Origin of the sequence: Butyricicoccus sp. AF18-9LB (assembly GCF_027684505.1) — a bacterium.
GTDB lineage: Bacteria > Bacillota > Clostridia > Oscillospirales > Butyricicoccaceae > Agathobaculum > Agathobaculum butyriciproducens.
Genome location: NZ_JAQCWA010000004.1, coordinates 1 through 26,873, shown reverse-complemented (window position 1 = coordinate 26,873; position 26,873 = coordinate 1). Strand labels below are relative to the sequence as shown.

22 protein-coding genes and 3 tRNA genes are annotated in these 26,873 nt (G+C 56.0%); 4 read left to right on the top strand and 21 right to left on the bottom strand.

Annotation, left to right across the window (positions count from 1 at the left end):
• Positions 1-169: 169 nt before the first annotated feature.
• Both PGY33_RS04205 and PGY33_RS04200 read left to right on the top strand, forming a co-directional pair.
• On the top strand, positions 170-1,540 hold the full coding sequence (locus PGY33_RS04205; protein WP_270477504.1) for an MFS transporter: 1,371 nt from the start codon (positions 170-172) through the stop codon (positions 1,538-1,540).
• Between the two features lie 17 nt (positions 1,541-1,557).
• Complete coding sequence (locus PGY33_RS04200) at positions 1,558-3,327, top strand: alpha/beta hydrolase-fold protein (RefSeq protein WP_270477502.1); 1,770 nt, start codon at positions 1,558-1,560, stop codon at positions 3,325-3,327.
• A gap of 202 nt (positions 3,328-3,529) precedes the next feature.
• Here PGY33_RS04200 and prmC read toward each other — a convergent pair whose 3' ends face one another.
• The 8 genes from prmC to PGY33_RS04160 form a co-directional block, all read right to left on the bottom strand.
• Positions 3,530-4,417: a peptide chain release factor N(5)-glutamine methyltransferase gene (prmC, locus tag PGY33_RS04195; RefSeq protein ID WP_118564563.1), complete on the bottom strand. Its 888-nt coding sequence runs from the start codon at positions 4,415-4,417 to the stop codon at positions 3,530-3,532.
• A 20-nt stretch (positions 4,418-4,437) separates the two neighbouring features.
• Positions 4,438-5,403 (bottom strand): tRNA-dihydrouridine synthase family protein, encoded by a 966-nt coding sequence (locus tag PGY33_RS04190; protein WP_243022948.1) that lies wholly within the window; start codon positions 5,401-5,403, stop codon positions 4,438-4,440.
• 5 nt (positions 5,404-5,408) lie between these two features.
• Positions 5,409-6,344, bottom strand: a complete 936-nt coding sequence (locus PGY33_RS04185; protein WP_118481038.1) for a DUF1385 domain-containing protein — start codon at positions 6,342-6,344, stop codon at positions 5,409-5,411.
• A complete protein-coding gene (locus PGY33_RS04180) occupies positions 6,341-7,891 on the bottom strand; it encodes an ATP-binding protein (RefSeq protein WP_118481039.1) in 1,551 nt (516 codons plus the stop codon). The genes PGY33_RS04185 and PGY33_RS04180 overlap by 4 nt, the downstream gene beginning before the upstream one ends.
• A gap of 742 nt (positions 7,892-8,633) precedes the next feature.
• Entirely contained in the window at positions 8,634-9,323 is a 690-nt protein-coding gene (locus tag PGY33_RS04175) for a response regulator transcription factor (RefSeq protein ID WP_118481040.1), read from the bottom strand.
• 67 nt (positions 9,324-9,390) lie between these two features.
• Positions 9,391-10,725: a hypothetical protein gene (locus PGY33_RS04170; RefSeq protein WP_118481041.1), complete on the bottom strand. Its 1,335-nt coding sequence runs from the start codon at positions 10,723-10,725 to the stop codon at positions 9,391-9,393.
• A gap of 663 nt (positions 10,726-11,388) precedes the next feature.
• On the bottom strand, positions 11,389-12,123 hold the full coding sequence (locus PGY33_RS04165; protein ID WP_270477499.1) for a glycerophosphodiester phosphodiesterase: 735 nt from the start codon (positions 12,121-12,123) through the stop codon (positions 11,389-11,391).
• 19 nt (positions 12,124-12,142) lie between these two features.
• Positions 12,143-12,661 carry a peptidylprolyl isomerase gene (locus PGY33_RS04160; RefSeq protein WP_110435791.1) on the bottom strand — a complete coding sequence of 173 codons (519 nt, stop codon included), beginning with the start codon at positions 12,659-12,661 and terminating at the stop codon, positions 12,143-12,145.
• A 650-nt stretch (positions 12,662-13,311) separates the two neighbouring features.
• Here PGY33_RS04160 and PGY33_RS04155 point away from each other — a divergent pair.
• Positions 13,312-14,010, top strand: a complete 699-nt coding sequence (locus tag PGY33_RS04155; protein WP_118481043.1) for a ClpP family protease — start codon at positions 13,312-13,314, stop codon at positions 14,008-14,010.
• A 314-nt stretch (positions 14,011-14,324) separates the two neighbouring features.
• On the opposite strand, the gene PGY33_RS04150 is transcribed toward PGY33_RS04155, so the two are convergent.
• The 9 genes from PGY33_RS04150 to PGY33_RS04110 form a co-directional block, all read right to left on the bottom strand.
• Positions 14,325-15,227 (bottom strand): DMT family transporter, encoded by a 903-nt coding sequence (locus tag PGY33_RS04150; RefSeq protein ID WP_270477496.1) that lies wholly within the window; start codon positions 15,225-15,227, stop codon positions 14,325-14,327.
• A gap of 66 nt (positions 15,228-15,293) precedes the next feature.
• Positions 15,294-15,369 (bottom strand) — tRNA-Thr (locus tag PGY33_RS04145).
• Positions 15,370-15,371: 2 nt separating this feature from the next.
• Positions 15,372-15,447: transfer RNA gene (locus PGY33_RS04140), tRNA-Trp, on the bottom strand.
• Between the two features lie 6 nt (positions 15,448-15,453).
• A tRNA-Asn gene (locus PGY33_RS04135) sits at positions 15,454-15,529 on the bottom strand.
• A gap of 411 nt (positions 15,530-15,940) precedes the next feature.
• Positions 15,941-17,206, bottom strand: a complete 1,266-nt coding sequence (locus PGY33_RS04130; protein ID WP_270477494.1) for a dihydroorotase — start codon at positions 17,204-17,206, stop codon at positions 15,941-15,943.
• Positions 17,207-17,230: 24 nt separating this feature from the next.
• A complete protein-coding gene (locus PGY33_RS04125; RefSeq protein WP_270477492.1) occupies positions 17,231-18,625 on the bottom strand; it encodes an aminopeptidase in 1,395 nt (464 codons plus the stop codon).
• A 26-nt stretch (positions 18,626-18,651) separates the two neighbouring features.
• Positions 18,652-19,236 (bottom strand): dephospho-CoA kinase, encoded by a 585-nt coding sequence (gene coaE / locus PGY33_RS04120; RefSeq protein WP_270477490.1) that lies wholly within the window; start codon positions 19,234-19,236, stop codon positions 18,652-18,654.
• An 814-nt stretch (positions 19,237-20,050) separates the two neighbouring features.
• A complete protein-coding gene (locus PGY33_RS04115) occupies positions 20,051-21,076 on the bottom strand; it encodes an L-threonylcarbamoyladenylate synthase (RefSeq protein WP_270477488.1) in 1,026 nt (341 codons plus the stop codon).
• Between the two features lie 24 nt (positions 21,077-21,100).
• Entirely contained in the window at positions 21,101-21,538 is a 438-nt protein-coding gene (locus tag PGY33_RS04110) for an outer membrane protein assembly factor BamE (RefSeq protein WP_147356935.1), read from the bottom strand.
• Positions 21,539-21,649: 111 nt separating this feature from the next.
• Here PGY33_RS04110 and PGY33_RS04105 point away from each other — a divergent pair, with 111 nt between their 5' ends.
• Positions 21,650-22,042, top strand: coding sequence for an HIRAN domain-containing protein (locus tag PGY33_RS04105; RefSeq protein WP_118481051.1), 393 nt, complete (start codon positions 21,650-21,652; stop codon positions 22,040-22,042).
• A 167-nt stretch (positions 22,043-22,209) separates the two neighbouring features.
• Here PGY33_RS04105 and prfA read toward each other — a convergent pair whose 3' ends face one another.
• From prfA to PGY33_RS04085, 4 genes are all read right to left on the bottom strand, one after another.
• On the bottom strand, positions 22,210-23,274 hold the full coding sequence (gene prfA / locus PGY33_RS04100; RefSeq protein ID WP_118286051.1) for a peptide chain release factor 1: 1,065 nt from the start codon (positions 23,272-23,274) through the stop codon (positions 22,210-22,212).
• 49 nt (positions 23,275-23,323) lie between these two features.
• Positions 23,324-24,079: a YdcF family protein gene (locus tag PGY33_RS04095; RefSeq protein WP_158575234.1), complete on the bottom strand. Its 756-nt coding sequence runs from the start codon at positions 24,077-24,079 to the stop codon at positions 23,324-23,326.
• Entirely contained in the window at positions 24,076-26,004 is a 1,929-nt protein-coding gene (abc-f, locus tag PGY33_RS04090; RefSeq protein ID WP_118481053.1) for a ribosomal protection-like ABC-F family protein, read from the bottom strand. The genes PGY33_RS04095 and abc-f overlap by 4 nt, the downstream gene beginning before the upstream one ends.
• Positions 26,005-26,163: 159 nt before the next feature.
• Positions 26,164-26,808 (bottom strand): HAD family hydrolase, encoded by a 645-nt coding sequence (locus tag PGY33_RS04085; protein WP_118481054.1) that lies wholly within the window; start codon positions 26,806-26,808, stop codon positions 26,164-26,166.
• Between the last annotated feature and the right edge of the window lie 65 nt (positions 26,809-26,873).

Sequence of the window (26,873 nt, the reverse complement as noted above, 5' to 3'; positions counted from 1 at the left end):
TCATATTATGCGACAAAAGCACGGTTTCTCCTCCGAGTGAATACAAAATATATTGCTATGTCTAAAATGAATATCCCGTATTTTCTTCGTTCTTTTCGTACTATACTATAGTCAAATCCCAAACAGAAACGCTGCGCAGCCGATTCTGAACGAAAAGGTGGTAAGGAAAATGACGAAAAAACAGCTTTCAATGAATGACACCTCATTCAAAACCAGTCTGATGGAAAAAATCGCATACGGCATGGGCGACACCGCCTGCAACGTCGTATTTGCAATCACCTCCAGTCTGATCGTATACTTCTACACGAACGTAATCGGCATGTCTGCGGCACTTGTCGGAACGATTCTGTTAGTATCTCGTGTATTTGACGGCATCAGCGACCTGCTGATCGCCCAGATTGTAGACAAGGTAAACTCCCCGAAGGGCAAGGCTCGTGCGTGGATACTCTGGATGGCCGCACCTTACGGTATTGCCTCCGTGCTGATGTTCTGCGTGCCGCCACATTCAAGCACGATGGTGCAGGCGATCTATGTATTCATCACCTATAACCTGTGCACCACCGGCGTATATACCGCACTCAACCTGCCGTATTCCAATCTGGCACCGATGATGACTCGCAATGACGATGACCTTGCTAAACTCAATCTGTTCCGCATGGCCATGTCCCCGATCGGTAACCTGATCGTTACCGCACTCACCCTGCCGTTCATCAACATGCTCGGCGGCGGTCAGCAGGCATGGATCACGGTCTGCGCGATTTACTCCATCGTTGCTTTCTTCATGCTGCTGTTCTGCTACAAGGGCTGTCAGGAGCGTTTCCACACTGATGCAGCCAAGGAAGCCGAGGCTATGCCGTTCGCACAGCGCCTGAAGGCTACCCTGAAGAACAAGTATTTCATCGTACTTACACTCACGATGATAGCCGTTGCTCTGTACCAGAACGTAAACGGCACCGTTGCTACTTACTACGCACAGTATATGCTGGGTAACGTCGAAGTCATGGGCGTTATGCAGAGTTTCGAGAACATTCCGAAGATTATTGCTATCATCTGTCTTGCCCCATTCATCAAGAAGTTCGGCAAGCGCAATCTGGTTCTGTTCGGCGCAGTGCTCTGCGTGCTCGGTCAGGTCGTTGTCCTGTTTGCACCGCAGAATATGACCATGGTTATGGCCGCTGCTGTTATGCGCGGTATCGGCGAAGCCCCGTTCTACGGCTGCATCTTCACCATGCTGGCTGATGTTATCGAGTACGGTCACTGGAAGACCGGTATCCGTGTACAAGCCCTCATCTTCTCCGCATTCACTGTCGGCCAGAAGTTCGGCGGCGGCGTTGCAGGCTGGCTTGTTGGTCAGCTGATGGAGATTTCCGGCTTTACCGGTCTGGAAGTGGAGATTCCCTCCGCAATAAGCATGGTCAAGAACCTTTACATTTACGGCAACATGATCGCATGGGCCTTGGTTATCATCCTTATGCTGGTTTACCATCTGGATAAGGAATACGACGGCATTATGAAGGATCTCACCGGCCGTACGGCGTAACAGAAAGCGTGAACAACATGTATACCCATAAAATTTTAGACATATGCGACCCGAAAAATCCCTACGCCCCCAAGTTCTCCGGCACGTTTGAGCTGCCGGTGGAATACGCGGGCAAAAAGCGCCGCATGCTGGCCTATGTACCGCATGATATCCGCGAATCCACCGCCGGTATTCTTGTGCTGGGAGAAAACGGCCAGACCGCCGATAATCTGCTCGAGCACAGCGGCTGGTGTGAGATCGCGGACACCGAGGAGTGCAAGGAACGTCTGATCGTGTTCTTCCTTGAGCCGGAAAACGGCGCATGGAACACGAACGAAGCCTACGGCACACCGGATGGCGATGTTGCGTATATCAACGCAGCAGCCCTTGCCGCCGCAGACCGCAAGCTGTTCTGTGTCCACGAATCCAAGTTCTATCTGGTTGGCTGTAAGGAAGGCGGCGTGCTCGCCAATATGGCGGCGGCTTACGATCCGGCGTTCTTCGCAGGTGTGGCTTCGGTCGGCGGCTCGGCAGTTTCCGAGCAGTATCTGACCGACTGCGGACAGGCGTATGCCCTCAATCTGGACGGCTTTGAGGATCTGGAACATCGCAAGGACATTCACAAGCAGGATATCCCGATGCCCGCGTGGATTATCGACGATCCGACCGTATCTACCGGTACTGGCGACACTATCCTCACCTACTGGCGCAATGCATGTGAAGCCGAAGAAGGCCGTCAGCTGTCTCCCGATCAGTACGAGTATTACCGCGTGAAGGAAACACCTTACGCGCCTAATCAGGAGAAGGAAGCGTACCGTGTCTGCCACAGCAGTATTCCCAGTGCATCCGAGCAGTATGCCAAACGCCTGCAGCGCCGTATCTGGAAGGACTTTCTCTATCGTCAGCGCCGCTGGATGAGCAGTCCCGGCGGTGAACTGCGCGTGACAAAGGATCCGGTCCGCGACCTCGGCATGGAGTACCGCTACGAGGAATTTGACGGCTGGATGCGCGAATGGTATGTTTACATTCCGCAGTCGGTACGGCAAAATCCCGAAAAGAAGGTGCCGCTCGTGCTCGCGATGCATGGCTACACCTGTACCGGTGAGATCTACGCCGGCAACAGCGGTTGGTACGATGTCGCAGAAAAATACGGATTCATTGTTGTGTTTCCGTCCGCACTGCATGCCAAGGTTGACATGCCTGAGCAGGGGCTTATGCCCGACTGGGCGCCGCTCAACGCATGGAACGTGTTTCTTGAGGACGACCGCCCGGATGAACTGAAATTCTTCTCGTTCCTGCTGGACAAGATGATTGCCGAGTATCCGGTGGACGAGCACCGCGTGTTCGCAACCGGTCACTCGTGGGGCTCGCTGATGACCGAAATGCTGGCGTTGGGACTGACCGAGCGCTTTGCCGCTGTCGCCCCCTGCTCGGGTGCATTCTTCGGCGGTGCGTATGAGAAAATGACTTCCCTGCCGTATGCCGCCGAAAACGGTGTACAGCTTCCGATCTGGATGTTCTGGGGCATGAATGAGGAATGGCTCATTCCGTGTGAACCCACCCACGAGAACGAAACCGGTCTGACCGTCGAGCTGTGGCTGAAACGCAATGGTAAGGCAGATATGATTCCCGCCGATTGGGCACAGTGCGCTAACACGGTCAATGGTCGCTTCAAAGATCATTACTTCGACCGTGAGAGCACGGCTCCCGTGCAGTTCACGCAGGTGGACTACATGCCGCATGCTACTATGCCGGAAATGTCGTTCCGCATTTGGGAAGAATTCTTCAGTAAGTTCTCCCGCAGCTGATAGCTAATCTACTACTTCCTTTACATATGATTGGATAATCCATAGCGAGGGCCTCTGTGTTGAATTTGATTCTAACACAGAGGCCCTCGCTGTGGACCTTTTATTTGACTAAATGCGCAACTTCATTTTACAACGCGCGCTTATTTATATCTTCTTTCCGCAATTCTCTAACCATAACGGTGACACTCCCGCAAATCCCGATTTACGCATCCCTCGTCAAATCCACATCCGGACGAGCATTTGTGCCATACACGATGCGCGGGACACCGCTGTAATCCTCGGTGATAGTGACATCCTTGTAGCCGTGCCGCTGCATGATGCCTGCCACGTCGTCGGCCTGATGCCAGCCGCACTCGAACAGCAGCCTGCCGTTCGGCACCAGCAGCTCCCCCCAGCTGTCGCAGATGGCATGATAGAAATCCAGACCGTCCTCGCCGCCGTAAAGCGCCTCATGCGGCTCAAAATCGGCTACACTGCGGTCGAGCATCTGCATTTCGTCCTCGGTAACGTACGGCGGATTGGAAACGATGATATCAAACTGCCCAAGTCCGCGCGGAGGCGCGTGCATGACATCGGCCTTCATGGTCAGCAAACGGCTGCTCACGCCCAGATCACGGGCGTTCTCGCGGGTAATGTGCAGCGCACCGTCCGACAGGTCGATCGCGGTCACGCGGGCATCCTCGACCGTGTGCGCCGCCGCAATGCCGATGCAGCCCGAGCCGCAGCACAAATCGAGAATACGAGGTGAAACCCGCTCTTTGGCCTGCTCAATGACCAGCTCGCACAGGCGCTCGGTATCCGAGCGCGGAATGAGCACCGAACGGTCCACCTTGAAGGTCAGGCCATAAAAATCCCATTCGCCGATAATGTACGCCAGCGGCTCGCCGTCCAGACAGCGGTCGCACAGCAGACCGGCGTAATCCACGGTCGCATCCTCAACGTAGAAATGGGACCAGCCGGCTGTCTGCTTTTTGTCTGCTTTGCAGGCGTAGGCGGTAATCTCCCGCGCGGTCAGCTGCGGCATCGGGTCGCCGCCCTCTTTCAAACGGCGGAAAAGCTGCATGTAAACATCGTTGATAGTCTTGGTCACACAGGGTCAACTCCTAAAATTTACGCGGGTTTGAACCACAGCGGCACGGCGTTCGCCCGCACCCTGCAATTACGGAACACGGCTGCGGCCGCCGACTGAAATTCTGCGGCATTTTTGGCTTTTTTAATCGCTTTGCCCGGTTTTTCGCTGTTTTCAAACAGATTCAGATGGTAAAACCAGATTTCCTTCATGCGGAGCATGGCAATCCGGCTGTCGCCAAAGGCTTCGCAGTAGCGCATGAACAATGTATCGTGGAAGGTCTCGATCGTTTTTGCGTCCGCGGCCTTGCCGCCGGTCAGGCGCGCCACGAGAGACGGATCGGCGATCAGCGCACGGCCGATCATCACCGCCGGTAAATCGGGATAGCGTTCGCTGACGGTGCTCACGTCCCGCTCGGTGATGAGATCGCCGTTGTAGCATACGAGCATGCTGCAGCGCGGCAGCGCCGCCGCGAAATCTGTCTCCCGGACCCTGCCCTTGTAGAAATCCTGCCGCACGCGCGGATGGATGGTCAGCTCGGTGATGGGATAGCGGTTGTAAATCTCGAGCAGCTTGTCAAACTCGCTTGCCTCATGCACGCCGAGACGGGTTTTTACCGAAATCCCCTCGCATTTTGCGAAAACTTCGTCAAAAAACCGGTCCAGCTCGTCCGGATGTGCGAGAAATCCGGCTCCCTTTCCCTTGGCCGTCACCGTGCCGGACGGACAGCCAAGGTTGAGATTGACCTCGGGATACCCGAGGTCATGCAGTGCATTAACCGCCCAGATGCAGTCCGCGGCAGACTTGGTGAGCAGCTGCGGAACCGCAGGCACGCCCTCGTTGTACTCCGGCAGGACATCGCGCTTTTGCCGCGGCGTCAGCTTTTCATTCGTGGTCGGTGTGATAAACGGCATGAAATACTTGTCCACACCTGAGAAAAATTCGTGGTGCGTCCGGCGATAGACCGCACCGGTCACGCCTTCCATCGGCGCAAAATAATAGTGCATGGCGCTTACCACTCGTCCGAACCGTCGTCCGGAATGACCGCCTTCATCGCGGTGATCGCAACCTCGATCATGGAATCATCCGGCTCAAATACGGTCAGGTGCTGCACCATCAATCCCGGCCAGCGCAGTGCACGCGAGAGCAGGCTCTCCGAGCGGCCGGCGTAGCGGTTAAACTCGTAGCTTATGCCGACAACAAGCGGCAGCAGGATCAAATGCGCGAGCATACGCAGGAACGGATTGGTAATGTCGATGATGGAAAAGACGATCGACGAAACGATAGTCGCAATGATAATCAGCACAAACATGAAGCTGGTGCCGCATCTCGGGTGATATTTTCCCTGTTTTCGGACATTTTCAACGGTCAGTTCTTCACCTGCTTCGTAACAGAAAATGGTCTTGTGCTCTGCGCCGTGGTACTCGAACGTGCGGCGAATATCCTTCATATGCGACACCGACCACATGAACAGCAGGAACAGCACAACGCGCACGCAGCCCTCGAGTACATTGCGCGCGAGCACACCCCAGGTTTTCGGCACAAAACCGCCGAGAAAGCTCGGCAGCAGGATGAACAGGCCGATCGGCAGGGCAATGCCGATGACAGTCGAAATGCTCAGGATGATCTTGTTCAGACCCTCCGAGCCGAATTTCTTTTCCAGCCAGAGTTCAAACTTGGACGGCGGCACATCGGCTTCCTCGTCCTCAAAGAAGGACGCGGAGTAGTTGATGGCCTGCATGCCCTCCTTCATAGCGGTGAACAGCGTATACGCGCCGCGGAAAATCGGCTTTTCCCAAATCGGGGCACGGCTCGGCGTCGGTTCGGTCTTGCTGACAAGCTCGCCGTTCGCCCTGCGCACAACCGTGCAGGACTTCTTAGGTCCCTTCATTACAATACCCTCGATGATTGCCTGACCACCGATGGTGGTTTTCTTTTGCGTTGTCATGAATGCTCTCCTTCGGTAAACGGGGTTTCAGATGCCTTCGGAATGGCACCGGTAATGCCGAGCGCCTCCTCGGACTTGGCAGACGGCATGGTGACGGTAACTGTCGTTCCCTTGCCGACCTCGGACGCGATATCCAGCGTGCCGCCGTGCATGGAAACGATTTCCTCTGTCACGGCAAGGCCGATGCCGCTGCCGCGCTGCTTGGATGACCCCTTGTAGAATTTCTCCTTGACGAACGGCAGCTCCGCTTCGGGAATACCCTGACCGTAGTCGCGCACAGACGCAACGATGTTGCCGCCGTCACGTTTAAGGTCAATATCAATCTGCTTGCCGTCGCCGCCGTATTTCGCGGCGTTGTCCAGAATATTCAAAAACACCTGCTTCATGCGGTGGCGATCGCCGTTGATGTAGTAGTTTGCATCCACATCTTCGTCGTACAGCAGGCGGATTCCGCTCTTTTTGAGCAGGTTTTCATACATATAAACCGCTTCATACAGCTCGATGGACATATCAAACGTCTCGATCTCCAGCTTCATGCGGCCGGATTCGATGCGCGCAAAGTCCAGCAGCTCCTCGACCATGCGGGTCAGGCGGCCCGCCTCCTTCTGGATGATCGTCAGGCCCTGCATAACCTCCTCCGGGTCCTCGCCGCCGCCGGCCAGCAACGTCTCACTCCAGCCGCCGATGGCGGTCAGCGGTGTACGCAGCTCGTGTGAAACCGAAGAAATGAAATCGTTTTTCATGCGTTCGGCGCGGCTGATCTCGTCCGACATGTAATTGATGGTATCGCACAGCTCACCGATCTCGTCATCGTAGGTCTTCTGCAGGCGCACGCCGTAGCGTCCGGCCGCGATCTCCTTGGCGATGGTGTTGATCTTGAGCACCGGATCGACGATCGACCGGATAAAATAACTGTTCGATGCCACAACCAGCATGAGGAACAGCAGGCATGCCAGCAGAGAGCAGCCGACGATTATCCAGATCTGCCGTTCGACGATACGCAGCGAGGTAATATACCGCACGCCGCCGACCAGATCGCCGCGTGCACTCAGCAGCGGCGCTGTGACACTCATCACGCGCTCACCGGAAAGCGGGTCTCTGCCGGTGAAAACTGCGGTTTTCTGACCGGAAAGCGCCTGCGAGGCATCCTCGGTCGAAGCAACGCCGCCACCGGATAAGCCCGAGGTGGACAGCAGAATACGGCCGTTTGCGTCCAAAAACTGCTGTTCAAACTTGTCCTGATCCTGAAATGTGGTGACGGTTGCCTCCGCCTGCGTGTAAAACTGATCGTAGGTGTCGGTGAAGTATTTGCGGAATGTGTCCGACGTTGTGGCCGCGCGTGACGCGAGGTTGTCGCGCACGGTGGCATAGTAATACCCTGAAACGCCGACAGAGATCAAAATGACCACAACAGCCAGAATGACGAGCACGAAGGACAAAGAGTTCACCAGCCAGCGGCCCTTGATGCCGCCCGGCGAGTGCTGTACCTTTGGCACCTCCGGCTTCGGAGGCGGTTCCGGTTTGCGTTTTTGCTTGCGATTTGTCATAGAAAATGACCTTTCTAATGCCGCTTACCAAGCGGCAGAATGTGCGCTGACGCCGCGCGGGAATTCGCCTACCCGGCGGGGCACAAGAAGGAAGCAACCTACGGTTTCCTCCTTCTTGTGAATCTTCCTCTTTCCCTTAGAGGGCACGGCGATAATTCATAACTGAGACTATAGGGGAACGGGCGTACCGTTCATCTTCCGTAGGTGCGGCCGTTGACTGCCCATTACGAAACCTCAACCGCTCAAGCTGTTTTCTGACTGCTACACATGCGGTTTACTCCACGCAGAGAGCGGCATAGCAGTGCCGCTCAAACTTTTTTGCACGTTATACCGTCCAGCACCTACGCAGATAAATGGTGCATATCAGATAAATCCGCAGGTGCTATCTATAATAACGTGCTAACGAATTGCGCGACACTGTTATCCCCCAGGGGACCTTCTCTTGCCCTTCGGGCAATTCACCTTGTGTCGCGCCTGCGCAGACCCTCCGATCTGTGTAGCAGTACACTGTCTGACACTGCGCATCGGTTAAGGCATGGGAGCACACCGTGCTTCCCTACGGTAGAAAAAAACCTGCCGTTCCCTAATTTCGAGGCCGTCGCCGGTCTCTGGTCTGCGCCAGACCATGAAACAAAGGGAAACGGGAGTCCCAAGAGGGTAGAAACCGCAGGTGTCTACCCTTTTGGTTTCCGCGGCGAAACCGCCGCCGTTCCCCCCGCCGCAGGTGCGGCGATTGGCTATATCAGCCCTCCCACATATAACCGTAGCCGCGGACCGTTACAATATGGGTCGGGTCCGCCGGCGAATCCTCGATTTTAATCCGCAGACGGCGGATATTCACATCCACAATCTTCAGCTCGCCCACATAGTGGTGTCCCCAGACCATTTCGAGCAGCTCATCACGCGAAAGCGCCTTGCCGATGTTCTGCATAAACGCCTTGAGCAGACCGTATTCGATCTGCGTCAGCTCGATCTTCACACCGTTCTTGAGCACCTCGCGGGCACGCAGATTCAGCTTGAACGGACCGGATTTGATCACATCCTCCTCGGAGAACGGCGAACCGGACACACGGCGGTACAGCGCGTCCACACGCGCCGCCAGCTCGATAACCGAAAACGGCTTGGTGACATAATCGTCCGCACCGTTCATCAGACCGGTTACCTTGTCCGCTTCCTGCGTGCGGGCGGTCAGCATGATAACGCCCGCCTGATAGCCCGCGCCGCGCATGGCGCGGCAGACCTCGTAGCCGTCGATGCCGGGCAGCATAACATCCAGCACCGCAACCGCGATATCCTGATTTTCATGGTACTTTTCCAGTGCCATTTCGCCGGTTTCGGCCTCTATTACCTCGTAACCGCTGCGTTTCAGGTTGAGAACCAGAAAGGAGCGGATATTCTCTTCATCTTCCAGAACCAGAATTTTGCGCTTCATTGTAATATCCTCCTGTACTTTTAGCGCTTATTGGTAACTGCCGCGTTTCTGCGGCGTTTGATGATTCTTAATTGTTCCACGCCTGGTTGACCAACGAGAATCGGGCTTTGATCTCGTCTCCGGTCAGCGCCAGCTCGCTCTGCTCGCCTTCATTTGTCAGCTTGGCAAAGTAGATGGCCTGCGTGGTCTGTCCCAGCTGGATCAAATCGGTGCGCTCGGCGTAGTATTCACGGTTGGAGCCGGTCGCGCAGTAAATGTTAAACAGCGGGATGGACATTTTGTTCTTGCGGTACTCAAAAAATTCCACATAGCTGAGTCCGCCGTCGTTTGCCTTGATTGCGGTGATGCGGTCATGCCATTTCTGGTCGATCAGCAGGCTCCACGCATCCGAAATGTTCTGATAAGTGGCTGCAACCTTGGCCGGAACCTTGCCGATGCCGTAGGCATACCAGTCGAGCATATACACCGCATCGGACGAGGATGTGTCCTTATAGCCCGCCATCAGCACTGCACGCGGCAGCTCGGTGATGCCGTCGCCGTTGACGTCGCTCGCGTAGACCGCCACCGGACGGTAGGTGCTGTGGCTGGCGGTATCCTCGCCGTCCAGTGCCAGATTGCGCAGCGTGTCGTTCGAGTAGACGAAAATATCCGTCGTCAGACCGGCGCCATTCGCCACCTTTTCCTCAGCGAACACGGCGGTCTTGCTGTCCTGCACACGGCCGGACTGCATGCGCTCAACCGCAGCTGTCCCCTGACTGGTCGCCGTCTCACCGGCCGGCAGCATGGAGCCGTTGTCATACTGATACAGGCGTGCCACGCGCTTGCCGGAGGTGTCGCTCGTAATCAGCAGCAGATCCTTTGCGCCATTGCCGGTCAGATCGGTCAGCTCCATAGCGGTATATTCGGTTTCAAGAATGATACCCGGCGTGCAGTTTTCGTCAAAATCGCACATGGTAAGCGCACCTGTTCCGTCTCCCGGCAGGCGCCAGGTGAGGACCATGCCGCGCTTGCCGCTCGGCTCAAGTACCGGAAATTCGACCGAACGCAATGCCGTTCCGCGGCCGTCGATCGTGCCGGTGCAGACGTAGCTGTCATCCTGCTTGCGGTAAACAGCTACCGTAAATTTGTTGCTCGTCGCCGAGGTGGCGCCGCGGAAAAACGTGATGGCCTCCTCTACGCCGTCGTTGTCCAGATCGGCAAGCTGAATAGACGAACGGTTTTCACCCTCGCTTGGCGAGGCGTAGGATACGCCCTGCGCAAGCTGCTTTTCCAGCTCAGTCTGCAGACTTTGGTAATTGCTGGATGGTTTGGGCGCGGCCAACAGCTCATCGCCCGATGGAAACACACAGCCGCCCAGCAGCAAAAGGAACAGCAGCGCCGGTAAAATTCGCAGTGATCTCATGGAGCTCTCCTACCTAAAATGATACAAATATTGGTTGACAGGTGCAGGCACCTATACATATTAAGTATAGCACATTCAGGCAGCGTGTGGTACTGAAATTTACGCAAATTTTGCAGGATTTCAAGCAGAAAGGGATAGAAAAAGGACGGACCAAAGGTCCGCCCTCAGGCTGTCGCGAAACTACAGCTTTGCCGACAAGAGGAACGGACCGTAGACCGTTCCTCTTGTCGGCCGAAATTTTCTCGCTCTATAGGTCAAAAATCCAAACGCTATCCTTGCGCGGCTTCTCGGCCGCGCTGTGTGGCACATATCCCCGGATTTTTAGAATTTGCACAGCAAATCCTATTTGATGTGCGCTATCGCGCGAATTAACTTTAAAAGGACGCACTATGTGCGTCCTTTGAGGCTGTCGAAAAACTATCGTTTTTCGAGCATCCTCTCGATCGAAACCACGCTTTCGATCGAATGCTGAAGAAAAACCGCGTCCTCCGGACACATTTTTTCTTCCCTTGTATAAAAACCGAGGTACACGCCCCCGGTTTTTATGAATTTGCTGCGCAAATTCTATTTTATGCGTGCTGTCGCACGAAGCACAAAATAGAAATCTGACTTTTTCGACAAGCTGAAAAGGACGCACTATGTGCGTCCTTTTACGGGATTTCATCAGTATCTCAGCGGAATACCGTGCGGTTCAGCCTCACCGGCAGGCAACAGCGCCGCCGTGATGTCCGGCCGGTGTGTTTCGATAAAGTTTACGCCTTTGCGGATGAGTTCCGCAAGCGTATTGGGATCGTCCGTGCACCGGCTCATGGTGAACAGCCCCGCCTGTCGGCACGCCGAAACCAGCCGCTCGGACAAATCCTTCGGCTCGGCCCGCAGACCGAACAGGCCGGTTGTCTGCGCGGCATTGACCAGCGCGTCAATCTCGCTCGGCAGATTGGGCATCTCACCCATGATATGTAAATCCGGGTTGGCAGACGCAACACGAGCCGCTTCTACCAGTCCCAGACCGATGATGATCGTGTCATCCAGACAATCCGCATACCGCAGCGTCATACGCAGCTGCCGCAGCATGGTCTGATCGTGCACGGTGATAGCAATCTTGCCCTGACAGGTGCGTGCCAGCTCGATCGCCTGACTAACCGGCGTCAGCTGCGGCGCCGCCTGATGCAGCTCCGCGTAGCTGTAATCGCTGACGGGCAGCCTCGTGCCGTCGGGCGTGGCAACACAGCCGTCCGACGAAAGCACGGCAATACCGTCTGCCGACATGGCAACCGAAAAACAGCAGCCTTTTGCGCCCTCGTCGTTGCCGGCCAGAATGGATTCCAGTCCGCCGCGTTCGGTATCCATGCAGCCGTCCGCAGACAGGACAAAAGTCTCCTTATTGGTATAGTACAATACCGATCCTCTCCCTCTGTTACAGGGTCTCCGGAGCCTCGTACTCTACGCCCTGCGTATCCACGGTAACGGACTTCATCTTCTGCTCCTCACGCGGACGGTCGTGCCAGTCGCGCTTGGTGTTAACGATGGCATCAACAATGTCCATGCCGTCGATAACCATGCCGAAGGAAGCATACTGACCGTCCAGATGCGGTGCGTCCTCGGTCATAATAAAGAACTGGCTGCCTGCGGAGTCCGGTGCAGCGGTACGCGCCATAGACAGAACACCGCGGGTGTGGTTCAGGTCATTCTGGAAGCCGTTTGCGGTAAATTCGCCGCGGATCTCATAACCGGGGCCGCCCATGCCGGTGCCTTCCGGGTCACCGCCCTGAATCATAAAGCCCGGGATGACACGATGGAAGATCGTGCCGTCATAAAAGCCCTTCTGCACCAGAGAAACAAAGTTGCGAACCGTGTTCGGTGCAACTTCCGGGTACAGCTCTGCACGGATTACGCCGCCGTTTTCCATTTCAATCGTAACGATAGGATTGCTCATTGGTATCAACTCCATAATTTTTGTCATTTTGCAGCATATGCACAGCCGAGCTGTACATATATGTACTTCTATTGTAGCAAATTTGGAGTAGAACGGCAAGTGGTGTTTGTCGAACAGCGGCAGCTGTCCATTATTTTGCGCTGAGCAACCGGGGCACTTGAACCGTGCAGGCGGTTCACCCTGTCCAGGCATGGTGTTTTTCGCTGAAATTCAGCAGGGAATTGCCATGTCCGCGGCGGGGACAAAAAGGAAGGGACACCTGCGGTTTGCCCGTAGGCTGCTAAACCTTGTTTCCGCGCCGTGCGCGGATTAAATGAGTGCCCTTCCTTTTTGAACGCCTATCTTTTCCTTGTTAGATAGTCTGGCGCAAATCAGAGAGCGGCGACCGCTCCGCAGGATACCGCTGTAAAAACCTGTCACAAAAACTGGTAATCCACTTTATCCACAGGACTTTCCACAGGGTATCTGGGGATAACCTTGTGCATAAAGTGGATAACTTTTTGTATACACCCTCGCAAGCCGCCGTATATCTCGGTTTTTCGACTACGCATTGTAATATCGGCTGTGGAAAAACCACCGCTGCATAATCCACCGCACCTTGTGGAAAACTTGTGATTAGGGCAAATTCACCACTTCAGGAGGGATCATCTATGTCCGAAGAAACCCCGTCCATTGCCGCGCCGGAGCAGAATGCCATCGCGGAAACCGGCTCGATTACGGCAAAAACATCACGCGGAACGATACACTGCATCACCATTGTCGGCCAGATCGAGGGCCACATGGAACTGCCCGCACAGAACAAAACCACCAAGTACGAGCACCTCATCCCGCAGATTGCGGCAGTGGAGCAGGCGGAGGAGATCGACGGTCTGCTCGTGCTGCTCAACACGGTAGGCGGCGATGTAGAAGCCGGACTTGCCATCGCTGAGCTGATCGCGGGCATGAAAAAGCCGACCGTGTCGCTCGTGCTCGGCGGCGGGCACTCGATCGGTGTACCGCTGGCCGTTGCCGCTAAAAAGAGCTTTATCGCCGTTTCCGCCGCCATGACCATTCATCCGGTGCGGATGAACGGCACGATCATTGCTGTGCCGCAGGCATTCGAGTATCTGGCGAAAATTCAGGAGCGCATCGTGGATTTCATCACCTCGCACTCACATATCACCGCCGAGCGGCTGCAGCAGCTTATGCGTGAAACCGGTCAGCTGACCGCCGATGTCGGCACCGTGATCTCCGGCAATCAGGCCGCCGCACTCGGACTGATTGATGAGGTCGGCACGCTTTCGGATGCGCTGGAAGCGCTCTATACGATGATTGGCGAGCACAAAACGCAAAAAAGAGACGGTAAATAACCGTCTCTCAGTCTGTCAAAAAGTCAGATTGGCGTTTTGCGTTTCGTGCGGCAGCACGCATAAAATAGAATTTGCGAAGCAAATTCATAAATTCCGGGAGCATGGCCCAGGCCACCCTCTCTTGCCGCTATGCGGCAATTCACCTTGTGTATCTCGGAATTTATACAAGGGAAGAAAAAATGTGCCCGTCAGGGCGCGGTTTTTCTTCGGTTTCGCTCGAAAGCGTGGTTTCGAGCGAGAGGCTGCTCGGAAAACGTTAGTTTTTCGACAGCCTCAGAGACGGTAAATAACCGTCTCTCCGTCTGTCTTTTGCATTATACGCTCTGTTTTTTCCGTTCCGGCAGCTGTGCCAGCACGATAGCGCCAAACATCAGCACACAGCCGAAAATTTCTCGGCCGGACAGCGCCTGACCGAGAATAAGCCAGCCTGCGATAACCGAGATAACCGACTCCAGACTCATGATAAGCGATGCTACCGCCGGGTTCATGCCCTTCTGACCGACAATCTGCAGGGTATAGCCCACGCCGGACGACATCGCACCGGCATACAGGATGGGCTTCCATGCCGCGAGGATGTTCGCCCAGGTGGGATGCTCGAAAATCAGCATGCCGATGCCCGATAAGATCGCACAGAAGAAAAACTGGATGCAGGACATCTTCACGCCGTCCACCATCGGTGAAAAATGGTCAATGACTGTGATATGGATGGAGAACAGCAGCGCACACGACAGACCGATGAGGTCGCCCATCGCGAAACCGAAGCTACCGCCCGCCATGCACAGGAAGTACAGCCCGGCCATTGCCAGCGCAACGCCGCACCAATGCTTCACACCGCATCTGCGGCCGAACAGCAGGCCGAGCAGCGGCACGATCAGGATGTAGCACGCGGTGAGGAATCCGGCCTTGCCGACTGGCGTATACAGCAGCGCGAACTGCTGGGTGATGCTGCCCGCGCACAGCGCCGTGCCGCAGCACATACCGCCGATAACGAGCGTTTTGCGGGCTTTGCGGTGCTCCTCGGGCACTTGCTTCGGATGCGGGCCGCCGCTTTTGCCCAACACCGCGATGACCGGCAGCAGGATCAGTCCGCCGATGACGTTGCGCGCGAACACAAAGGTGAACGGGCCGACATAATTCATGCCGACGCTCTGCGCCACAAAGGCCACACCCCAAATCGTGGCCGTCAGCAGCAGAAGCAAAGAGTTTCGCAGCTTCATACCTGTTTTCTCCCTTATTTTGCAGAATTTTTCATAAAAAAAGAACCGCCTATAAGCGGTTCTTCATGGAGCTGCTAACCAGATTTGAACTGGTGACCTCATCCTTACCAAGGATGCACTCTACCGACTGAGCTATAGCAGCATTGGCAGGGGCAGTAGGGATCGAACCCACGGCACTCGGTTTTGGAGACCGATGCTCTACCAGCTGAGCTATACCCCTATAAAGTGGCTCCTCAAGTTGGACTCGAACCAACGACCCTGCGGTTAACAGCCGCATGCTCTACCAACTGAGCTATTGAGGAATATAAAATGCTGGTACACGCTGTTTGGATGGTTTATCGCAATCAGCTTGTATATTATAGCGCGGATACAGCTTATTTGTCAATAGGTTTTGCAAAATTTTTTCGCAAGTTTTTTGCTTCCGCGCAGAATGTCAAAAAGGGACCCTCTCGGGTCCCTTCAGTCTGTAAAAAAAGTATTATTTTAATTTTTACGCTTCGTGCGGTAGCACGCATAAAATAGAATTTGCGAAGCAAATTCATAAATTCCGGGAGCATGTATCTCGGAATTTATACAAGGGAAGAAAAAATGTGCCCGCAGGGCGCGGTTTTTCTTCAGTATTCGCTCGAAAGCGTGGTTTCGAGCGAAAGGCTGTTCGAAAAACGATAGTTTTTTGACAGCCTCGAGGGACCCTCTCGGGTCCCTTTTAGGCTTTATTCGGTAACTTTCGTGCCGGTAACGATCGCCTTCGGCGAACCGGTGAGTTTTTTACCGGTATACGGTGTGTTGATTCCCTTGGATTTATACGTTTCGTATACTTTCTCAGTATCCCAGTCCAGCAGCACCAGACGGGCGAAATTGCCCGCCTGCACAGCACGGTCGGTCAAACCGTAAATCTCGGCAGGAGTCTTGCTCATGCGGTCAACAAGCTGCATCGGCGTGAGCTTGCCGGTCTGAACGAGGTAAGTATTGCACACCGAGAACGCGGTTTCCAGGCCGGTGATGCCGGACGGCGCCTTTGCGAACTCGCGGGCCTTCTCCTCCGCGGTGTGCGGTGCATGGTCGGTTGCCACCATGTCGATGGTGCCGTCCGCCAGAGCCGCAATCAGCGCCTGACGGTCAGCCTCCTTGCGGAGCGGCGGATTCATGCGGGCGTAAGTGCCGTGGGCGGGTACATCATCCTCGGTCAGCGACAGATGATGCGGCGTGACCTCGGCGTAAATCTTCGCGCCCATCGCCTTGCCCGCTCGAATGAGCGCGACAGACTGCGCGGACGAAACGTGCTGGAACAGCACGCGTGCGCCGGTATCGAGCGCCAGCGCAATGTCACGGCCGATCATTGCAGATTCCGCGCTCGCCATTGCGCCCGGTACGCCGAAATGCTTGGCGGCCGCCGAGCCGTAGTTGACACCCGGAGACGGCACGAGCGACGGCTCCTCCTCGTGGAAGGAGAGCAGCGTGCCGCGCTTGGCGGCTTCCGCCATGGCGGTGCGGCACAGCGCCGCACTCGTCAGGTTGATGCCGTCGTCGGTCAGGCACGGCGCACCCGCTTCGAGCAGTGCGTCAAAGTCGGTCAGCTCCTGCCCTTTCAGGCCCTTAGTGACCGAGCCTGCCTGCAAAACCTGCACCGGACAGTCCTTCGCCTTGTCGGTAACGTAGCGGATAATCTCGGGCGTGTCGCAGGTCGGCACGGTGTTCGCCATGCAGATTACCGTGGCGTAGCCGCCCGCGGCTGCAGCCGCCGCACCGGTCAGCACGTCCTCTTTCTGGGTCTGACCCGGATCGCGGAAGTGAACATGGCCGTCCACAAAGCCGGGAGATACCGTCAGCCCGCTCGCGTCATACACCGTGCAGCCTGCGGGCGCGTCGATGTGCTCAGCCACCTGCGCGATAACGCCGTCATCACCGATCAGCACATCACACAGCGCATCCATCTGCGTATACGGGTCGAGAACCCGTCCGTTTTGAATCAACAGCATGGTAAAACCTCCGTTTTATCTCGTTTAATCGCGGTAGAACGCACCAAAGCCCTTGTATGCCATATACAGATCCAGCTTGGCAATGCACTCGAACGGTGCGTGCATGGAGAGCACCGGAACGCCTGCGTCTACGGTGTCAATGTTACGGTTTGCGAGGTACATGGCAACCGTGCCGCCGCCGCCCTGATCGACCTTGCCAAGCTGACCGGTCTGCCAGATAACACCCGCCTTGTCGAAAATGCAGCGGATACGCGCCATCAGCTCAGCGGTTGCATCCGAGGTGCCGGACTTGCCGCGTGCGCCCGTGTACTTGACGAGCGCGAAGCCGCAGTTTGCGCGCGCATCGTTGCGCTTCTCGGAGACCTCCGGATAGTTGGGGTCAAAGGCGTTGCAGACATCGGCAGACAGGCAGACCGAGTTCTCGAAGCACTCGTCGAGCAGCACATCCTGTGCGCGGCAGAGGTCGGCCATAAAGGTGTCGAACGCGCGGGACTGCATGCCGGTCACGCCGTCCGAGCCGATCTCCTCCTTGTCCACCAGCAGGCAGACGCCGGTATGCGCCGGAGTCTCGGTCAGGTCGAACAGAGCGGTTGCTGCCGGATAGGAGCAAACGCGGTCGTCGTGGCCGTACGCGCCGACAAACGAGCGGTCAAAACCGATATCGCAGGCATTGAACGCCGGAACGCAGCACAGCTCTGCAGACAGGAAATCCGCCTCGGTCATGCCGTACTCGCGGTTGAGATGCTCCATAATGGCGAGTTTGATCTTCTCGCTGCACTTTTCGTCCACGGTTTCGCTCGGAACCGAGCCGATGAGGATGTTCAGACCCTCGCCCTTGATCACCTCGGTCGCCTTGCGGGTCATCTGCTCGGTGGCAAGGTGCGGCAGCAGGTCGGTGATAACGAACTTCGGGTCGGTCGGCTTGTCGCCTACGCGCACCTGTACGCGCTTGACCTCGCCGTTCTCGCAGACGCAGACAACGCCGCGCAGCTCGAGCGGAATTGCGGTCCACTGATACTTCTTGATGCCGCCGTAGTAGTGGGTCTTGAAGAACGCCATGCCGTTGTCCTCGTACAGCGGCACGGTGCGGATGTCAACGCGCGGTGCATCGAGGTGAGCGGCAGTCAGACGTACGCCCTCGGCCAGACTTTGATTGCCGATAACAGCCAGCATAATGCCCTTGTGGCGGTTGATGCGGTAAATCTTGTCACCCGGACGAAGCGTGTCATCGCGCGTCCATGCACGGAAGCCCTTGCTCTCAGCCATGCGGGCGATTTCCAGCACAGCGTCACGCTCGGTTTTGCTCTCGTCGAGGAATTTTTTGTAACCCTCGGCGTAGGTCTGAATGCCCTGCTTGTCCTCGTCGGTCAGACGGTCAAAGCCGGTCTTTTTGTCGTAAAAAAGCTGTTCGGAAGTCATGTTGCATTCTCCTTTTTTAATCCGAATCACTTAATGAGTTGACTGTATAAAGCATCGGTGTCCCGATAGAGTGCATCGAGATCGCCGTTGTTTTCGATGATAAAATCGCATTTTTCGCGGTAAAACGCGTCGTTCGGCTGCGCGTCGATGCGGGCGCGTGCGGCTTCATTGGACAGACCGTCCCGCTCGATGATACGGGCAACGCGTGTGTCGTGCGGCGCGAGCACAGCGACGATTTTGTCGCAGAAGTCGTCCGCACCGGCTTCAAACAGAGTCGGTGCATCGTACAGCACGACCGGGCACTCGCTCTGTGCGTGAATCGCGTCGAGAGACGCCCTGCGGATATACGGAGTGGTGATTTCGTTAAGCGTTTGCAGCTTTGCGGGGTCAGAAAACACGATTTTCGCAAGTTTCGGACGATCAAGCGCACCGTTTGCGTCAGTCACGATGCCAAAGGCGGTGTCAAGTGCGGACAGCATTTCGCGGTTCTCCGCGCAGAGCGTGCGGTAGACGGCATCCGCGTCCACCCAGCCTGCCCCGAGAGCGCGCATACGCGCGGCAACCGTGCCTTTGCCGGTGCCGCTGCCGCCGGTCAAGCCGATGATTTTCATTAGTTTCACTTCCTGAATGGAATTCTATGCGTGGGATTGAATCGGTTATTATTGTTAGCTTGCAATGGGGTTTTCTGCACCCGCAGAACTGGGAATGGGAGCCGTCCGGACGGCTGGGAGGTCCAAAAGGATAGACACCAAGGTTTGCCCGTAGGCCACTAAACCTTGTTCCCGCGCCGTGCGCGGATTAAACGAGTACTATCCTCTTGGGACTCCAGTTTCCTTTATTTCTTAGTCCGGCGAAAATCGGAGAGCGGCGACCGCTTCGAAAATAGAGGAACGGCAGTCGGGTTACTCTTACGTTCGTTTCGTGAAATATCCGCAGTTCACAGACAACGTACTGCTACACAGGCGGTTTCATATACGCAAGGTGCGGGATAACAGTGCCGCACAAATTTTTAGCACGTTGTAACAGACGGCATCTGCGAATTTAGACATTCGGTACAATTTATCTTCGCAGGTGCTGGATGTAATATCCAGACTTACGAGTTGTGCGGCACTGTTATGCCGCACTCTGCGGAGAGTAGCCGACCTGTGTAGCAGTAATTTATCTGACACTGCGAATAAGTCTCGACATGGGAGCACACTGTGCTCCCCTACGGTAGAAAAAATCCTCTGCCGTTCCCTTATAGTCTCAGCTCTGCAAATTTCGCCGTGCCCTCTCAGGGAAAAGAGGTGATTCACAAGAGGGTGGAAAACCACAGGTTGTCTACCCTCTTGTGTGCCCGCGCGGCGTCAGCGCAATGTCCGCGGCGAAACCGCCGCCGTTCCCTTCGCTTCGCAAGCGAAACTCTCTCCGGTTTTCATCGGAAAATCAAATCTCAATTACCGAGAATCCCGCCGCTTTCTTGATGCGGTTCGCCACTGCAAGACCGAGTCCTTCATCCGATGGGCACTGCGCCCAAATCTGCGTTACCTCGGTATCATCGAACGCTCGCAGGCGGTCGAATACCTCGCGCGCCTGTGCGCCGAGATCGTCCCTAGAGCCGAAGCACTCCACAATGCAGTTCGGAAACATATCCTTATACTCATCAAAGCACAGTACACCGGTTGCGTCACCGATACGCTCCGCGATGTACTTCGCCGTGTCCTGCGGGTTGCCGCGCACGACCGTTACGGGCGCTTTCGGCGCGTAATGCCGGTATTTCATGCCGGGCGCCGACACCTTCACGTCATCCCCGATCTTCTCGTACAGCGCGCGGTCTACATCCACCTCACCGAGCACCGAGCGCAGCTGTTCGAGCGTGATGCCGCCCGGGCGCAGCAGACGCGGACGCTCGAGCGCGAGTGTGATTACCGTGCTCTCCACGCCGACGCCGCACGCGCCGCCGTCCAATACAGCCGCAATCTTGCCGTCCATATCATGCATGACGTGCGCCGCCGTGGTCGTGGACGGTCTGCCGGACGTATTCGCGGACGGAGCCGCCAGTGGTACGCCGCTCTCCCGAATCAGCGCACGCGCCATCGGGTGCGACGGCAGGCGGATGCCCACTGTGTCCAGTCCGCACGAAACCTCGTCCGGAATGCAGTCGCCCTTGGGCACGATCATGGTCAGCGGACCCGGCCAGAACGCCTCGGCAAGCTGCTTTGCCTGCGGCGGAACCGCCGGACACAGGTCGTAAATCCGGTCAAAGTCCGCGATGTGGACGATCAGCGGGTTATCCTGCGGACGGCCTTTCGCCAGAAAAATTTTCTTTACCGCCTCGCCGTTCAGCGCATTCGCCGCAAGGCCGTACACGGTTTCGGTCGGCATGCCGACGACCTCGCCCGCTCGAATGAGTTCTGCGGCGGTTTTTACCGCGTTTTCGTCGGTTTCCGGTGTCAAAAGAGTTGTTTTCATCAGTTTACACTTCCATTTATGATATCAATGGTCTTTTTCTTCCACTTTGGTGACGATGCCGTTTTCCAGTGTCAGGTCGAGCGTTACCTCATCAAACGGCTGTGCAATGAGGTATGAAAGGCAGGTATCGGTGTCTGTATAGTCCGGCGTGCCGAGCAGCTCGCGCACCGCAGCCGCGCTCATGCCGACAAGTTCGGTGCTGTTCTGCAGGTCGCTGACCATGAAATGCCGCTGTGCCGGTGCGGTTTTCGCCCAGTTTTCCGCAGAAAACGTCTTTGGCACGCCGATACCGAGGTCAAAATAACGGTTTGCGTTCCAGATGCCGTTTCCCACAAGCAGCATCGCTAGCACGCACGATATGCACCAGTGTACCTTCTTCGTCCTGCCCCGAAACAGCTGTACGCTCGCCGCAAGAAACACGGCGATTCCCAGAACAAGTAAAATCACACCACTTCTTAACATGAAAATCCTCCTTTTATTATAAGGGTCTGTGACCCTTGTTTCCCACCAAAGAGAGGTTTATCGGACATTCACCATGCTATACTCCAATTATAAAAGAAAGGAGTGCTTCGCATGGCAAAGAACAAGAACATTTTCGTCACGATCACCGGTTTTCAGCACTATTACGGACGTGAGCCGTTCCAGATCGGCAATCTCATCCGCTGTGCCAAGGAGCCGAGCAATCCGTACGACAGCGATGCCATCCGCGCGTTTCTGCCGTACATCGGCAAGGTCGGCTACATTGCCAACAGCCCGCAGACCAAGGCCGGCGGCACGGAAAGCGCATCGCGCATTTACGAGCGCGTGCCCAAGCGGTTTTACGTCCGCGTGCTGTTCACCACCTGCACGAAAATTATATGCCGCGTAGAGTTCGGCGATATGTCCGATCTGAATGCTGAGCTGGAGAGCCAGACCGAGGACAAGTGGGACGATTGGGACGATGAGGATGACGAAATCCAGTTCTAAGGCAATACCGCATAATTGAACAAGAGTGATTTGCGAGTAAATTTTGCGTACTGGCGAGGCACAGTTTTGCGGTAATACTCGATGTATTACCGTGAAACTGCAACAAAGTCAGGACACAAAATTTCCGCAAAGCACCGCAGCTTTAATTGTGCGGTGTTGCCCCAAGGTTACATTTCGCTCTGCTCCTTCAACTTTTCCGCTGTGTCAGCCGCAATAAGCGCATCTAAAATCTCGTCCATATCGCCGTTCAGGAACTGATCCAGCTTGTAGATGGTCAGCTTGATGCGATGATCGGACACGCGATTCTCCGGGAAATTGTAGGTGCGGATGCGCTCCGAGCGGTCGCCGGTGCCGACCTGGCTTTTTCGGTCGGCGGCGATGGCCGCACGCTGCTTTTCCACCTCGGCCTCGTACAGCCGCGAACGCAGAACAGACAGCGCCTTGTCCTTGTTTTTGTGCTGGCTGCGCTCATCCTGGCACTCTACGACCGTGTTTGTCGGGATATGGGTGACACGGATAGCCGATGAGGTCTTATTGATGTGCTGACCGCCCGCACCGGATGCGCGGAACGTGTCAATGCGTAAATCCTTCGGGTCGATGTAGAAGTCGAGTTCTTCCGCTTCGGGAAGGACAGCCACGGTGGTTGTCGAGGTGTGAACACGGCCCTGACTTTCGGTTTCGGGCACACGCTGCACGCGGTGTACGCCGCTCTCGAACTTGAGCCGCGAGTACACCTTATCGCCTGCCACGCGGAACACGATTTCCTTATAGCCGCCGAGTTCGGTCTCGGATTTGTTCATGACCTCGGTCTGCCAGCCGCGCTTGTCGGCGTACATCGTGTACATGCGGTAGAGGTCAGCGGCAAACAGCGCGCTTTCCTCGCCGCCTGCACCGCCGCGAATCTCAACGTAGATATTCTTCTCGTCGTTCGGGTCCTTGGGCAGCAGCAGGATTTTCAGTTCGTCCTCCAGACGGGCAATGTCGCTCTTGGCCTGCTGCAGCTCCTCCTGCGCCAGCTCCTTCATGTCCGGGTCGGACAGCATTTCGGTCGCGTCCGCGAGCGTGCGCTGTGCCTGCTCGTATTCGCGGAACGCGGTGACGATCGGCTCGAGTTCGTTGCGCTCGCGCAGCAGCTTGGCCGCCCGGTCGGGGTCGTCGTATAAATCCGGCGCGGAAAGCCGCATTTCCAGCTCGTCCAGCCGCGCCGCTAAGACTTTCAGTTTTTCAAACATATTCTATCTCCAAATCGTGTGAAGCACGGAAAATTCATCAAAATTGCGTTTACCAGCGTCCGGTGAATATCAAGCCCATGATGGAGCAGTATTCGCGGCACCTTACCGCCATCCACTGCCCCGGATACGGCGTTTTCGCGGGAACGCCTGCGTCGCCCAGACCGGCATGCGCCAGCAGGCGGCGTGCGCGGGCAAGATGATAATCATTTGTAATTACGGCAACCGCTGCGCCCTCGGGCAGCAGCTTTTTTGCGTTGGCGATATTCTGGATGGTCGTGCTCGACTTGTCCTCCAGGATCAGCCGTTCTGCGTCTGCACCGTGCGCGATCATGTAATCCTGCATGGCTGCAGCTTCGGTGCGCGGCTCATCGCCGCCCTGACCGCCGCACAGGATGGCCTGACTGCCCGGATTGACGTTCAGCACCGCGATTGCCGTATCGCATCGTGCCGCCAGAGCCGCCGACGGCTGTCCGTTCGGATTGACGAGCGCACCCAGCACCAGATAGCAATCCGCCTGCGGCGCAGCTGACGGGTTATCCTCGTCGAATGCTATGCCGATCACAAACACCTGCACCGCCGCAAACGACAGCACGAACAATGCAAACAGTACGCGTCCCACGCGCGACAAAATGCGGCACGCCTTATACTTTTCGCGTCCGCAAAGCATCAGCCATTCCCCCATACAGCCGATGGCGAGCGCCAGCAGAAAAATACCGCCGAACCGCGACGGCTTCCAGAACAGCTGCGGCGCGCCGATGATGGCAAACAGCGTCGCAAGCCCTATCCATACCCTTTTTTCTTTCATTGCAGTTCCTCCAGTGCGGCCGCGACGGCTTCCCATTCGTCCATTTTTGCGGCGAGTTTTTCGTCACAGTCTTCCTTTTCGGTCATCAGTTCGAGCAGCTTGCCGGAATCCGATGCCGCGTCCACCATCTGCTGTTCGAGGTCGGACGACTGGGCTTCCAGCTGCGATATTTCGCGCTCGAGCGTGTTCAGCAGCTTTTGCAGATTCTTTGTGCCGCCGGTACGCTTGGGCTTTTCAGGCGGCTTGGGTACGTCATCCAGTGTCGGGACGGCGGCCTTTTTCTTTTTGGGTGCCGGTGCGGGCGCCGCTTCCGGCAGTGCGCCGCCGCCCTTGGCGCGCCAGTCGAGGAACGCACTGTACGAGCCGATAAAGTCGGTCAGGTAACCGTTTTCGAGGTAGAGCACGCGGGTTGCAAAGCGCTCGACGAAGTAGCGGTCATGCGAAACAAACAGCAGCGTGCCGTCGAACGCCTCAACCGCCTCCTCAATCCACTCACGGGATGCAAGATCAAGGTGGTTGGTCGGCTCGTCGAGGATGAGCAGATTGAGCGGATCGTACATCAGCTCACACAGGCGCAAACGGCTTTTCTCACCGCCGGACAGCATATCTACGGTTTTCAGCTGGGTTTCACCGGTAAACTGGAACGAACCGAGCCGGTTTCGCGCCACCTGCATGGATACGTTCTTGTCGTAGATGAGCGTGTCGATGAGGTTGCGGTGCGGATTGGCAAAATACACCTGCTGCGGCAGGTACGCCGGCTTGAGTCCAACGCCCTTGCGGATGACGCCGCCATCCGGCACTTCCTCGCCGAGCAGGATTTTCAGCATAGTGGTCTTTCCGGCGCCATTTGCGCCAAGCAGCGCGACACGCTCGCGGTTGCGGATGTTGAACGATACATCATGTAATATTTCTCGTCCGTCATAACTTTTCGTAATATCGCGGACCTTGAGCACTTCCTCGGTCTCGTAGTTCGGGTCACCAAACGTGACGGTCATCTTTTTGTCGGTCTTGGGTCGGTCAGTAACCTTCATACGCGCAATGCGCTTCTCGATAGACGCGGCACGCTTCGCCAGATGCTCGGTGCCGTGCTCGTGCATGGAACGCGCGGTCGCCTCCAGACGCTTTTTCTCGGCCAGCTCATGCTCGTAGTGCTTGAGCTGCTCCTCACGGCGGCGCTCACGCTCAACTGCATAATACGAGTAGTTGCCGTTGTAGAAATCGCAGGTGCAATCGTGGATTTCAATCACGCGGTCGCAGCACTGGTCGATAAACCAGCGGTCATGCGAGATAATGAGCACCGTACCACGGTAATTTTCGAGGTAATTGCCCAGCCAGTCCACAGCGTCCATGTCGAGGTGGTTGGTCGGCTCATCGAGCAGCAGCACATCGGTCTGCTCGAGAATGATGCGGGCGAGGTTAATGCGCGTTTTTTCGCCGCCGGAGAGCAGGTCAAACTTCTGTGAACGCATTTCCTGCGCGATTTCAAGACCGTTGCACACGCGGTTGATCTCGTAATCGCGGTTGTAGCCGCCGAGGATTTCCAGCCGCGTTTCCAGCTGCGCGTAGCGCTTGAGCAGCGATGCGTCATCCGGCTTGCGCGTCATCTCGTCGGTCAGCGCGTCCATTGCTGCCGCAACTTCGTCGGACTCCTTGAACGCCAGACGGAGAATGTCCTCCACGGTCGATTCCGGCGGAAAATCCGGCATCTGGTCAATGACACCGGCGGTTCGTCCCTGTCCGAACGCAACGTGTCCGCCGTCATACGACAGCCGGCCGGTCAAAATATTGAGCAAAGTGGTCTTTCCGGCGCCGTTTGCGCCTAAAATAGCAACCTTTTCGCCCGGTTGAATGTCGAACGAGATGTCCTTGAGGATCAGGCGGTCACCATAATATTTGGTCAGGTTTTGTACGGTAATATCTGCCACGGAGAGAACTCCTTTCAATGCACTTTTATTCAGCTTATATTATAGCACAATGTGCCCCATAATAGGAGAGAAAACCTGCATAATTTGCAGATTTTTGCGCGGTTTTCTCTGCCCGAAAACACAAAAAAGCTGTCTCAAAAGACAGCTTTTTATGGGAATTCAGAGCAGCAGCGGCAGCAGCTCTTCCACACGGTCGACCACATGCTTCGCGCCTGCGTCCTCCAGCTCCTCTCGGTCGCCAAAGCCGAACGTCACGCCGATGCAGTCAATGCCGCATTGCTTCGCGCCTTCCACGTCATGCAGGCGGTCACCGACCAGCACAGCCTGTGACAGATCCTGCACCCGCAGACGGTCGAGCGCCTGCTGCGTAACCTGTGCCTTCGTGCCGATCGTGCCATCCAGCGTTGCGCCGGAAACCACGGTAAAATACTGGTCAATATTAAAATATTTGACGATTTTATCAATGAAAAACGCTGGTTTGGACGATGCAGTAGACAGGGCCTTTCCGGCGTCCGTCAAGGCCTTCAGCAGCTCCGGAATCCCGTTGTAGAGCATGTTCTCCTTCCAGCCTACTACACCGAACCGCTCGCGGTAAAACGCAATGGCCTGCTTGGCCTGCGCGTCGTCAAATCCATAGCTGCGGCGGAACTCATCGTACAGCGGAGGACCGATAAAGCGTTCCAGCGGTTTCAGCTCCGGCTCGTGGATGCCCATTTTATCCAGCGCATACTGCACCGATTTAGTAATGCCCTCGCGTGAATCGGTAAGTGTGCCATCCAAATCAAATAAAATATACTGATACATCGGCGCTTTTCCTCTCAGTAGTATAGAAAAAGCAGCAACTTTCGTTGCTGCTTAGATGTAGGCGT